8 protein-coding genes are annotated in these 12,406 nt (G+C 74.7%); 1 reads left to right on the top strand and 7 read right to left on the bottom strand.

Annotated elements, in window-relative coordinates; translation table 11 throughout:
• Positions 1-32: 32 nt before the first annotated feature.
• Positions 33-398 (bottom strand): nuclear transport factor 2 family protein, encoded by a 366-nt coding sequence (locus tag ACFT55_RS14370; protein ID WP_380244517.1) that lies wholly within the window; start codon positions 396-398, stop codon positions 33-35.
• A 102-nt stretch (positions 399-500) separates the two neighbouring features.
• On the opposite strand from ACFT55_RS14370, the gene ACFT55_RS14375 reads away from it, so the two are divergent.
• Positions 501-1,214 (top strand): FadR/GntR family transcriptional regulator, encoded by a 714-nt coding sequence (locus ACFT55_RS14375; protein ID WP_380244518.1) that lies wholly within the window; start codon positions 501-503, stop codon positions 1,212-1,214.
• 58 nt (positions 1,215-1,272) lie between these two features.
• Here the strand turns inward: ACFT55_RS14375 and ACFT55_RS14380 are convergent, their stop codons facing one another.
• From ACFT55_RS14380 to ACFT55_RS14405, 6 genes are all read right to left on the bottom strand, one after another.
• A complete protein-coding gene (locus tag ACFT55_RS14380) occupies positions 1,273-4,425 on the bottom strand; it encodes an alpha-mannosidase (protein WP_380244519.1) in 3,153 nt (1,050 codons plus the stop codon).
• Positions 4,409-6,745 (bottom strand): glycoside hydrolase family 3 protein, encoded by a 2,337-nt coding sequence (locus ACFT55_RS14385; RefSeq protein ID WP_380244524.1) that lies wholly within the window; start codon positions 6,743-6,745, stop codon positions 4,409-4,411. Before ACFT55_RS14385 ends, ACFT55_RS14380 begins: the two co-directional genes overlap by 17 nt.
• On the bottom strand, positions 6,742-9,261 hold the full coding sequence (locus ACFT55_RS14390; RefSeq protein WP_380244520.1) for a glycoside hydrolase family 2 protein: 2,520 nt from the start codon (positions 9,259-9,261) through the stop codon (positions 6,742-6,744). The genes ACFT55_RS14385 and ACFT55_RS14390 overlap by 4 nt, the downstream gene beginning before the upstream one ends.
• Positions 9,262-9,263: 2 nt before the next feature.
• The gene (locus tag ACFT55_RS14395) at positions 9,264-10,574 is read right to left on the bottom strand and encodes an alpha-L-fucosidase (RefSeq protein ID WP_380244521.1); all 1,311 of its coding nucleotides are present in this window, start codon (positions 10,572-10,574) and stop codon (positions 9,264-9,266) included.
• Positions 10,571-11,413 carry a carbohydrate ABC transporter permease gene (locus ACFT55_RS14400; RefSeq protein ID WP_380244522.1) on the bottom strand — a complete coding sequence of 281 codons (843 nt, stop codon included), beginning with the start codon at positions 11,411-11,413 and terminating at the stop codon, positions 10,571-10,573. The genes ACFT55_RS14395 and ACFT55_RS14400 overlap by 4 nt, the downstream gene beginning before the upstream one ends.
• A partial coding sequence (locus ACFT55_RS14405) for a carbohydrate ABC transporter permease (RefSeq protein WP_380244523.1) occupies positions 11,413-12,406 on the bottom strand: 994 nt, incomplete at its 5' end. The genes ACFT55_RS14400 and ACFT55_RS14405, both read right to left, overlap by 1 nt.

Consider the following 12,406-nt stretch of genomic DNA (forward strand, 5'->3'; position numbering starts at 1 on the left):
GTTTCAGCCATGAGACAGGGCCAGACGCCCGCTCACAGCGATGTCTGCTGGTACAGGGCCAGGCGAGGAGCGCCGTCGACGACGACGTAGGTGCTCGCCATGAGGGCGACGAACGGCGCGTCGTCGCCCCGCACCGCCCGCGCCCGGTAGACGAGGGCGGCCGCCTCGGCGCCGAGCGGGACGCGCCGGGCGTCGTGGAGCTCGTACGAGTCCCACGACGGCGCGTCGCTCAGGGAGGCGACGACGGCGTCCCGGTCGAGCACCGAGCCGTCGACGAGCACCATGAGCGCGTCCGGCGTCATGAGATCGCCGTAGAACGCGCCGCCGCGGCGGCCGCACAGCGAGCGCCATCCGTCGTGCTCGAGGGACAGCAGGCGGTCGAGCGAGAGTTCCGACATCGTCCCAGGCTAGGAGCCTCCGCCGCAGCCGCACCCGCACCGCCGCCGGATTCATCGGAGGAATCGGTGCACCGGTCCGCGAACTGGGTCATACTGCACGGCATGTCCCGCACGGAAGAGGTCGTCGACGGAGTCCGCCGCATGATCGTGAGCGGCGAGCTCGGCCCGGGCGACCGGCTGCCGGTGGAGAAGGATCTCGCCGACCGGCTCGGCGTCTCCCGCGGCTCGCTGCGCGAGGGGGTGCGCGCGCTGACCGTGCTGGGCGTGCTGGACACCCGCCAGGGCGACGGCACGTACGTGACCAGCCTCGACCCGGCGCGGCTGATGTCCTCGCTGCAGTTCGTCGTCGACCTGCACGGCGACACCAGCGCCCGGCCGTTCCATGCCGTGCGGCGCGTGCTGGAGACCGAGGCGGCCGGCCTCGCCGCCCACCACATCACCCCGGAGGCCGTGGCGGAGCTGCGCGGCGTCCTCGACGGCGTGGCCGACGTCGTCGCGGCGGACCCGGTGGACCACGAGGCGTTCATGGCCGCCGACGTCGCGTTCCACCGGATCGTCGCCGCGCACGCGGGCAACCCGGTGCTGGAGGCGCTCGTCGAGGCGCTGGAGGGCCGCACGGTGCGCGAGCGCCGCTGGCGCGGCCGCCACGAGGCGGGGGTCGAGGAGCGCACGCTGCGCGACCACGAGGCGATCTGGCGGGCCCTGGCCGGCGGCGACGCCGAGGCCGCGCGCGTGCGCATGGCCGCGCACCTGCTGGACGTCGAGGAGACGCTGCCGCACGTCCCCGCCGACGCCGACACCGACGCCGCGGAGTGACCGGACCTCCCGGGCCGCTACCGCCGCCGGGGCCGGTGCCGGGGCCGGGGCCGGGGCTTCAGGCCACGGGCGCCGTCACCCGCAGCGTGACGATCCCGAAGGGCCGCACGACCAGCGTCGCCCCGCACGCGTCGTCCTGTGACCACTCCTCGAAGCGACGGCAGCCGTCGGCCTCGTCCCCGAGCGGCTCCTCGAGCAGGTCGACGCGCGCGACCGTCCCGGGCACGTCGAGCCGGACCCCGACGCTCGCCTGCGCACCGTGCGGCTCGTACAACCGGACGACCAGGTCCCCGCTCCCGTCGTGCGCCAGCTTGACCGCCTCCACGAGCAGGCCGGGCCCGTCGACCCGCACCAGGGGTTCGACGGCCGCACCACCGGAGGGCACCGCGCGCGGCGGCAGCGACAGGGCGTAGCCGTCCCGGACGGCGTCGGCGACGGCGGCCCCCGGACGCACGCGATGGACGAACGTGTGCCGGCCGAGGTCGGCCCCGGGGTCGGGGTATCGCGGCCCCCGCAGCAGGTGCAGGTTCACGGTCGTCGTGGTGCCGCCGTCGGGGCGGACCTCGCTCGCGGCGTCGTACCCCTGGGTGGTGCGGTTGGCGATGCCGACCCCGAAGCCGGCGTCCCCGACGTGCACCCAGCGGTGGGCGACGTCGACGAACCGGGCCGACTGCCAGCTCGTGTTGCGGTGCGTGGGGCGGCGGACGTGACCGAACTGCGTCTCGGCCGCGACCTCGTGCGCGCGCAGGTCGAGCGGCCACGACAGCACGAGGAGCTCCTCCCGCTCGTGCCAGTCCACGACCGTCGTGACCTCGAGCGCACCGTCCACGAGCTCGAGCCGCTGCGACAGCGTGCTCCCCCCGGGCCCGAGGACGCGCTCGACCACGATCGCGCCGTCCTCGACCCCGACGCGGGCCTCCGGGACGTCCCGGGGCACGCGGTGCGCGTGCGCGTCGATGTCCCACGCGTCCCACCGGTTCGGCAGGTCGCGGAACAGCCGCGCGACGTTCGCGGGTCCCGCCGCGGCGACGGCGTCGCGCCCCGTGGCCAGGTCGACGAGCGCGACCACGTGGCCGCCGCCGTCGACGACCACGCGCAGCGCGTCGTCCTGGAGGGTCCACACCGTTCCGTCCGCCTGCACGGGCGGGGAGCCGGCCGTGCGGCGGCGCGGCCCCACGGACAACGGCTCGACGCCGTCGAGGACGACGGGGCTCGGGTTCGCCCACAGCTCACCCGGCCCGACGTGCGGGGCGTCCGGCGACCTGGTGCCGGCGAGCACGTCCAGCGCGCCCGCGACCAGCTCGGCGCACCGCCGCTGAACGCGGTCGTGGTCACGCGCCGCGTCCTGGTACACCCAGGCGATGGACGAGCCGGGCAGGACGTCGTGGAACTGGTGCACCAGCACGGTGCGCCACAGGCCCCGCAGCTCGTCGAGCGGGTAGGCGGCCCCGGTGCGCCGTGTCGCCGTCGCGCACCACAGCTCGGCCTCGCGCAGCGCCGACTCGCTCCGGCGGTTGTCCGCCTTGAGCCGCTGCTGCGACGTCGACACGCCGCGGTGCAGCTCGAGCGGCATCTCCCCGACCCACACGGGCGAGGTCTCGCCCCGCTCCCGCGCCGCGGCGGCGAGCGCCTCCGACCGGGCGAAGAAGTCGTCGGGGGTGCCCCAGGCCACCCGGGCCGACCCGGCCAGGTCGCGCACGCGCCGCGCCGTCTCGGCGTGCTCGCGCGTCGGGCCTCCCCCGCCGTCGCCCCAGCCGCTCGGCGCGAGGGAGAGCTCGGCGGACACCGTGTCGGAGTCCGCGACGTTCCGCTCCGCGTGCGCGAGCTGACGCGGGGTGAGGTCGCAGTTGTAGTTGTCCACCGGCGGGAAGTGCGCGAGCACCCGCGACCCGTCGATCCCTTCCCAGGTGAACGTGTGGTGCGGCATCCGGTTGGTGTCGTTCCACGACATCTTCTGCGACAGGAAGCGCCGCATGCCCGCGGCCCGGAAGATCTGCGGCAGGGCCGCGGAGTAGCCGAACGAGTCGGGCAGCCACACCTCGCGGCAGCGCACCCCGAGCTCCTCGGAGAACCAGGTGGTCCCCTCGAGGAGCTGGCGCGCCATGGACTCTCCCGACAGCAGCATGGTGTCGGACTCGACCCACATCCCGCCGACCGGGACGAAGCGGCCCGCGTCGACGGCCGACCGGATCCGCTCGAACAGCTCCGGCTCGCTCTCCTGCACCCACGCGAGGTGCTGGGCGGACGAGGTCACGAACGTCGTCTCGGGGTACTCGTCGAGCAGCGCGAGGGCGTTGGCGTACGTGCGCACCACCTTGCGGCGCGTCTCCCGGAACGGCCACAGCCAGGCGGAGTCGATGTGCGCGTGGCCCACGGCCACGACCTCGTGCCCGCCGTCCCCGTTGCCTTCCGCCAGCACCCCGGCGAGCTCCGCGCGCGCCGCGGGGGCGGAGGCACGGAGCAGCTCGGGGGTGGCGACCTGCACGACGTCGAGCATGCGCGCCAGCGCGCGGAGGACCCGGCCGCGACGCAGCCCGGGGCCGGGCAGCACCTCGAGCTGCTCGCGCAGGACGCGCACGTCGCGCCACAGTCCCCACGTGGCGTCGTCCCGCAGCCGCAGGCCCATCTCGCCCCAGGCGTACTGGGGCACGGCGGGCAGGGTCGCAGGGTCACCGAGGGGCGTCGGCGCGAACGTGAAGTCCGGGTCCATGACCGGGTTCGCGGCGGCCTCCACCCAGACGTCCACGGGCAGGTCCGCGGACCCTGCCGACCACGCGTCCCACCCGGTGCGGTCCGCGTCCAGGAGGAGCGGCAGGGGAACGCGCCGGTTGTACGGCGAGATGCCCTTGAGCACCCTGCCGTCGTGGGCGCGCGCCGTGCCCTCGGCCTGGAAGCCGGGGGTGTCGCGCGTGAACCCGAGGTCGACCTCCAGGTCGACGCGCGACTCCTCGCCCGCCCACGCCGCCGGTACCGCGCCGCGCAGCCGCAGCCACGTGGTGGACCAGGGCTCGCCCCAGGGCTCGCCCGGAGCCACCGGGTGGAAGGCGTCGTCCGGCAGGGCCAGGACCACGTCGGGCCGCACGGGCTCCCCCGGCTGCGACCAGGCCGTCACGGTGACCGGTGTGCTCGCGGCATCCAGCGCCGGGGCGAGCCGCTCGTCGACGAAGCGCCGGACGCGGCCGAGGGTCACGTCGTCAGGCTCGAGCCCCATCGACGGTCACCTCCCCGGCGCCGTCCTGCGTGACGTCGAACGACCACCGCCGCCCGGCCAGGGCCACCTCCAGGCGCGCACGTCGGGTGCCGAGGACCGCGAGGGGCAGGTCCGGGCGCAGGACGTCGTCGCAGGGGACGCGCACGACGGCGCGTGCCTCGTCCCCCGGCGCGACGCTCACGCGCTGCCACCCGACGACGACGGTGCGCGCCCAGTCCAGGCCGCCGACCCTCCGCGACCGGACGACCAGCAGGTCCTCGCCGTGCCAGTCCCCCGCTCCGTCGTCCCCCAGGGCGGCGCGCACGTCCGCCTCGACGACCACGTCCGCGCCGTCCACCGCGAGCCGCACCCCGTGGACGTCGAGACCGCCGTAGCCGAGGCCGTCCCCGACGCGCGCCAGCACCGGTTCCGGGACGTCGCGGTAGACGCCCTCGGCGGGCATCCGCTCGTCGTCGCGCACCGGGATCGCACCCGGGTGCGCAGGCAGCGTCACCGGCAGGCGGCCCACGGGCTGGCTCTCCCCCAGCAGCAGGTCGGCGATCGCGCGGCCACCGCCTGGCCCCGGGTAGAAGGCGAGGAGGGCTGCGTCGGAGTGCGCGACGACGTCCGTGAGGACGTACGGGCGTCCGGCGAGGACGACGGCGACGACCGGGCCGCGCGCGGCCGCGCGCACCGCGGCGAGAGTCTCGAGCTGCCCGGCGGGCAGGACCGGGGAGGCGATGTCGACGCCTTCGCCGCAGTCCGCGGCGGTCTGTCCTGCGTTCGCACCGTTGTCGGCGAACTCGTCCGTGTAGGCACGATGGCTCGACCCGCCGAGCACGACGACGACCCCGTCCGCCGCGGCGACCGCGGCCATGTCGCCGGCGTCCGCGCGCTCGACCACGACGCCGTGCTCTCCGGCCGACGCGGTCAGCGCGTCCGCGACCGACAGCCGGCGGTCCGCCACGAGCGGGGCGACGTAGTCGCCGAGCATGGCCTCGACGTCGTCGGCGCGCGGCCCGGTGACGACCCATCGCCCACCGGGGGCGACGGGGAGCGCGGGGCGGGCCGTGCCCGCCGCGGGCTCGTTGCGCAGCAGGACGACGGAGCGCGCCGCGATCGCGAGGGAGAGGTCACCGGTGGCGGGCCCGCCAGCAGGCTGCACCTCCGGCCGTCCCGCCGGGGCAGGTCGCACGTCGTCGACCGGCCCGAGGAGGCCCGACCGCGCCTTGACCGTGAGCACGCGCAGGCACGCCTCGTCCACGGCGCGGGTCAGGAGGTCGGGCGCCTGCGCCACCGCCTCCTGGAGCATCGTGAACGACGTGTCCCACAGCGACAGGTCGACACCCGCGTGGAGCGCCGTGGCGGCCGCGACCACGGGGTCCCCGACCTGCTCGACGATCCGGTCGACGGCGAGCCCGTCGGCCATGACGAGGCCGTCGAAGCCCCACCGCCCGCGGAGGAGGTCGGTCAGGAGGGCACGGTTCGCGACGCACGGGACGCCATCGATGTCGTTGTACGCGGCCATGAGGCCGAGCGCCCCCGCGGCCACGCCCGCGCGCGCGGCCGGCAGGTGCAGCTCGGCGAGGTCTCGCGGGCCCAGCGCTGCGGAGTGCCCGTTGCGGCCCCCCGTGCCCGCCCCCTGGGCGGCGAAGTGCTTGAGGACGACACCGACACCGGTGCCGTCGGCCAGCCGCGCCCGGTCGTGCCCCTGCATGCCCACGACCGCGGCCCGGGTCATCCGCGCCGCCAGCGCGGGCACCTCGCCGTAGCACTCCTCCGAGCGGCCCCACCGGGGGTCCTGGAGCAGGTCGAGGGTGGACAGCAGGGCGAGGTGCACGCCGTCGGCGCGCAACGACGTGGCGACCGCCGCGCACGCCTGCTGGTAGAGCTCGGCGTCCCACGTGGCGCCCACGGCCAGGTTCACGGGCAGCAGCTCGGCACCGAGGGCCTGGTGCCCGTGGGGGGCCTCCTCGACGAGCAGCGGGCCCACGTCCTGGCCCGACGCGGCGCGCACCTCGTCGACGACGAGCGCGGCGACCTCGGCCCGCTCCTCGGGCCGGATCCCGTCCTCCCAGCCCCGGCCGGACCACGCGTCGGCGCGGAAGAGGCCGTACAGCGCGCCGAGCCCGCCCCACCGGTCGACCTCCTCGCGCAGCAGGTCGGTGGTGCGCCACGCCCCCTGGGGGTCGCGCTCGACGGCCTGCCACCCGAGCAGCCGCTGGTTGAGCTGGCCGACCCGCTCGCGCAGGGACATGCCCGCCATCACCTCGACGGCGCGCCGCCGGGCGGGGTCGGTCCCGGTGCCGTGCACAGGGGGTGCGGAGGTGTCGTGCGTCATCGGTGCCACAGGTCGTTCCTCGTCCTCAGTACGGGTCGTGCGCCGAACGCCGCCGGGTCGGCGGCCTGGGCGCCGGTCACGTCGAGCTCGACGGTCTCGCCAGGGAGCAGGAGCGTCAGCAGGTCGTCGACCCGCGCCGCCGGGTCGAGCCGGTCGACGAGCAGGGCGACGTCGCACGTGACGACGTCCGCCGTGACCCGTACGCGCCAGCCCTGGGGGGTCCTCTCGGCCTCGACCGCCGGGGCGGGGCGGGCCCAGCGCACGCCGTCCTCCCGGCACAGCGCGGACCACGCGCGCAGGTCCTCGCAGTCGGCCACGAGCACCTCGTCGCGGCGCGACCCGGCGAGCGCGACCTGCGGCGGCAGGTCCCGGCGCGCGACGGAGCGGGGGCCGACGTCGACGGTCTGCACCGTCTCCGCCGCGGCGCCCAGCGGACCGGTCGCGACGTGCACGCGCCGCACGACGACCCGCGCCTGCCACGTCGCGTCGGTGTCGTTGACGAGGACGACCTGGGGTACGCCGTCGCGCGGCTGGATCGAGAGCGTGCGCGGTGCGAACGCCCGCCGCAGCGCGTGCCAGCCGGGCTTGGGCCGCCCGCCGTGGTCGACCACCGACCACGAGATCCCCGGCCACGCGTCGTTGAGCTGCCAGACGAGCATGCCGGCGGTGCGCGGCCACGAGCCACGCAGGTGGTCGGCGGCGGTGCGCAGGGCGTCGGCCTGGTTGAGCTGGGTGGCCCAGGACCAGTCGTCGACGTCGTCGAGCAGACGGTCGGGGTCGGGGACGTGGCCGTCGAGGCGGCGCACGAGGTGGCGCATGCCGCCGACCTGCCGCTGCCGGGTCGCGAGCGCGTCGCCGCGGACGTCGACCGGGCGCTCGGTGAGCGCGGACGAGAGCGTCGCCCCCGTGGGCGGGGCCTGGAAGCCGAGCTCGGCGGCGAAGCGCGGGACGTGGTCGCGGTACGTCGTGTGGTCGTACAGGTTCCACTGGTCCCAGAGGTGGGTCGTGCCCTCCCCGTCGACGTTCGGCCCGACGCCCGTGGTCGAGGAGAACGGGCTCGACGGCACGTACGGGGTGCCGGGGGCCTCCTCGGCGACGACGCGCGGCAGGAGCTCGCGGTAGTACCCCTCGCCCCACGTGCGGGTCCCGACGCGGTCGGGCCAGCCCCAGTCGCTCCAGCCCTGGAGGTTCTCGTTGGAGCCGTTCCACACGACGACGCTCGGGTGCGCCGAGAGGCGGCGCACCTGCTCGCGCGCCTCCGCCTCGACCTCGGAGCGCAGCGGCTCCTCCTCGGGGTAGGCGGCGCACGCGAACGCGAAGTCCTGCCAGACCAGCATCCCCGCCGCGTCGCAGGCCGCGTAGAACGCGTCCGCCTCGTAGACGCCGCCGCCCCACACGCGCAGCATGTTCATGTGCGCGGCGACCGCCTGGCCGACGCGCTCCGCATAGCGGTCGGCCGTCATGCGCGAGATCAGCAGCTCGTCGGGGATCCAGTTCGCGCCGAGCGCGAAGACCTCGCGACCGTTGACCACGACGACGAAGCGTCGCCCGGTCGCGTCGGGCGTCGTGTCGAGGTGGACGTGCCGCAGCCCCACCCGGTGGACCTGCTCCTGGTCCGTCCCGGCGAGCGCGACGGTGACCTCGTGGAGCGTCGGGGCGCCGTACCCGCGCGGCCACCACAGTTCCGCGTCCGGCACGTCGAGGACGATCTCGTCGCGGCCGGTCACCACGTGCCGCGACCGGTGCGCGCCGACCGCGACCTCGACCTCGCCCGTGGCGAGGTCGCCGTCCTGCCCGTCGAGCTCCACGACGACGACCACCCGGCGCCCGGCGAGGTCCGCCGAGACCTCGCCGCGTGCCTGCGACCGCAGCCGCACGCCGGTCCACGACTCGACCCGGGCAGGGCGCCACAGGCCGGCCGAGACCAGCGGGGGCGCCCAGTCCCAGCCCACGCTGGACGCCATGACGCGCAGCCGGTTGTACGGGTAGGCCCAGTCGTACGGGAGCGCACCGTCGTCGGCGGCGAGCATCGCCCGCGCGGCCGAGGAGAGCTCGACGGCGACCCGGTTCACGCCGGGGTGGACGAGGCCGGACACGTCGAGGGCGTACGAGCGGTGCATGTTGGCGGTGGCCGCGACGACCTGGTCGTTGACGCGGACCGTGGCGACGGTCGCGAGGCCGTCGAGGACGAGCTCGACGCGGCCCTCCGTGCGGGCGTCCGCGAGCTCGACGTCGGCCTCGTACACCCAGTCGCTCTCGCCCACCCACCGCACGGCCGCGGCGTGGTCGTCGACGTACGGGTCCGCGACGACCCCGGCGGCGAGCAGGTCGTCGTGCACGCAGCCCGGGACCGACGCGGGGATCCCGGCACGCAGCCGCGCGAGGACGTCGTCGGCCGGACCGCCCGCACCGGCGGGGACGGGTCCCGCCAGCCGCACGGTCCAGCCCGGGCCCGTCAGGTCCGTGCGGTGGACCGTCCCTCCGGCAGTCGTGGCGTGCAGGCTCCGGTCGCGCACCGTCAGTCCTCCGGGTAGTCGGTCGGCGCGCTGTATCCCTCGGGCACCGCCGGGGCGGCTCGGTGACCGGTCCGGAAGACCACCACCTCCGCGAGGCCGGCGCCCGGGCCCTCCAGCTCGATCTCGAGCTCGTTCGTGGCCGGTGCGTCCACGACGTGCACCCGCCCCGCCCCGACGGTCCCGCCGCCCGCCACCACGGTCCCGTCGAGGCGGACCTCGTGGCGCGTGACGCGCTGGCCGTCCGTGAGGTCCTCCCGGACCAGCACGTGGTCGAGCTCGACGGGCTCCGCTCCCAGGTCGACGTGCCACGTGGCGTCCCCGGTGCGGGTGAGGACCGTCGCGACGGGGTGCCCGAACCGCGCCCGGAGCTCGTCGCCGAACGCCGTGACGACCGCGGCGTCCGCCGGGTCGATGCGCCCCCGCCGGTCCGGCGGGACGTTGAGGAGCAGGTTCGTGCCCAGGCCGACGGACCGGTAGTAGATCGCCAGGAGGTGCTCCAGCGACTTGGGCTCGTCGTCCTCCGCCCAGAACCAGCCGCGGCGCACGGACACGTCGCACTCCGGGGGCAGGTACAGCGCCTGCGCGAACTCGGTCGTGACGATCGTGTAGTTGCTCATCTGCGTGTGGTGCACGACGTACTCGACGGGGTCGCTCGCGAGCCCGTCCTCGTTGCCGACCCACCGGATCGTCGGGGCGCCCATGTTGAACACCATCGCCTGCGGCTGGTGCGTGCGCGCGACCTCCATGATGCGCGCCCAGTCGTAGGAGTACCCCTCCGAGCCCGCACCGTCGAACCACAGCTCGACGAGCGGCCCGTACCGCGTGCAGAGCTCCGTGAGCTGGGTGACGTAGACGTCGGCGTACGCCTCCGGGTCCTGGTAGGCCGGGTGGTTCCGGTCCCAGGGGGACAGGTACAGGCCGAGGCCGATCCCTGCGGCGCGGCAGGCCGCGGCGACCTCTGCCACCACGTCGCCCTTCCCGTCCCGCCACGGCGAGGAGGCGACGGAGTAGTCGGTGGTCGCGGTCGGCCACAGGCAGAAGCCGTCGTGGTGCTTCGCGGTGAGCACCACGTACCTGGCGCCGGCGGCGACGGCCAGCGCCACCCACTCGTCGGCGTCGAGGTCGGTCGGGTCGAACGACGACGCCGGGAGGGTGCCGTCGCTCCACTCCTTGGCGTGGAACGTGTTGATGCCGAAGTGGAAGAACATGCCCACCTCGAGCTGCTGCCAGCGCAGCTGCTCCGCCGTCGGCACGATGACGTCCGTGGCGGCCTGGGGCGCGACGTCCTGGACGACGTCCTGGTTCGAGGTCACTTCACTGCTCCTGATTCCACACCCTTGAAGAAGTACCGCTGCAGTGCGACGAAGAGCACGAGGATCGGCACGATGGCGATGACGGACCCGGCCATGGTGACGCGCGGGTCGTACGAGAGGGACGAGGCCGCGAGGCGCGACAGACCGAGGGAGAGCGTGTACAGCTCTTCCGAGCGCAGCACGATGAACGGCCACAGGAAGTCGTCCCAGGCGGCGATGAACGAGTTGATGACGACGACGACCATCGCGCCGCGCGCCGCAGGCAGGTAGATCTTCCAGAACCGGCGGACCTCGCCGGCGCCGTCGAGCATCGCGGCATCCTCGACCTCGTTCGGCACGGCGCTGAACGCGGCCCGCGTGATGAGGACGTTGACGGCCGAGATCGCGCCGGGCAGCCAGACGCCGATGAACGAGTCGTCGAGGCCGAGGTCGGTGATCTGGGTGTACAGCGACACCATGATCGACTCGAACGGGAACATCATCGAGATGATCAGCACCCAGTAGAAGACGCCGCGGCCCCGCCAGCCCTGGCGCGAGAGCATGTATCCCGCGAGCGTCGGGAAGACGACCTGCGAGAACACCGTGAGCAGGCACATGATCAGGCTGTTGCGGATGTACGTGCCCATCGGCACCTGCGCGAACACGGTCTGGTAGGCCGCGAACGTCGGGTGCGCCGGGAAGAAGGTCGCGTCGCTCCCGTACAGCGCGTCCTGCGGCCCCTTGAGGGACGAGAAGAGCTGCCACAGCAGCGGGCCCACGGAGATCGCGAGCACCACCAGCAGGAGCACGTACCGCGTCACGAGCGCGCGGGTGCGCCCGCGCGTGCGCCACCAGGTCATCAGTCCTCCTCCTTGGAGCCGAGCTTGTGCGACGCGACCGCGAGACCGATCGTCAGGACGAACAGGGCGACGGAGATCGCCGCGCCGTAGCCGACGTTCCCCGAGATCGGGTCGAGCGCGACGTCCCGGATGTAGAACGGCAGGGTCCGCGCCTGGCCGCCGACGCCGCCCGTCGCGCCGCCGAGGATGTAGATCTCGGTGAACACGCGCAAGGAGCCGATGCCCGACATGATGCCGACGAGCAGCATCGTGAGGCGGACGCCGGGGACCGTGACGTGCACGAACTGGCGGAAGGTGCCGGCGCCGTCGAGGGACGCGGCCTCGTAGAGGTCCTTGGGCACGCTGGCCAGCGCCGACAGGTAGAAGATCATGTACCAGCCGAGGCCCTTCCAGACCGTCAGCGCGATCGCCGTGAGGAGCAGCAGCGTCGTGTCCGAGAGGAAGGGGATCGGGGAGTCGATGATCCCGACCTGCTTGAGCGCGGTGTTGATCGGCCCGTTCTCGGACACGAGGTTCTGCCACACCAGCGCGACCGCGACCATCGACGCGACCACCGGGGCGTAGAACGCCGTCCGGAAGAACCCGATGGCGGGGACCTTCTTGTACACGAGCTGCGCGAGCATCAGCGGCAGGACGACGAGCAGCGGGACCGCGACGACCGCGTAGAGCACCGAGTTGCGCACCGCGAGCCAGAAGGCCGGGTCGCCCACCATGCGGGAGTAGTTCTCCAGGCCGACCCAGTCGCCACCGCCGCCGAGCGGCCGGGCGTCGGTGAAGGACAGCACGATGGTGTTGAGGAACGGGAAGACCCCGAACACCCCGATGACGATGATCGCCGGCGCGACCCACAGCCAGGGGGTCCACCAGGGCCGGTAGAGCGCGGCGCCCGAGGTCGGACGCGGACGGCGGGTGCGTGCCCGGCTGGGCCGGGCGGCCCGGGGCGCCGGCTCTCCGGCGGCCCGGGTCCCCGCGGAGACGTCGGGCGCCCGCGGT

Origin of the sequence: Isoptericola sp. NPDC057191 (assembly GCF_042670225.1) — a bacterium.
Taxonomy (GTDB): domain Bacteria; phylum Actinomycetota; class Actinomycetes; order Actinomycetales; family Cellulomonadaceae; genus Isoptericola.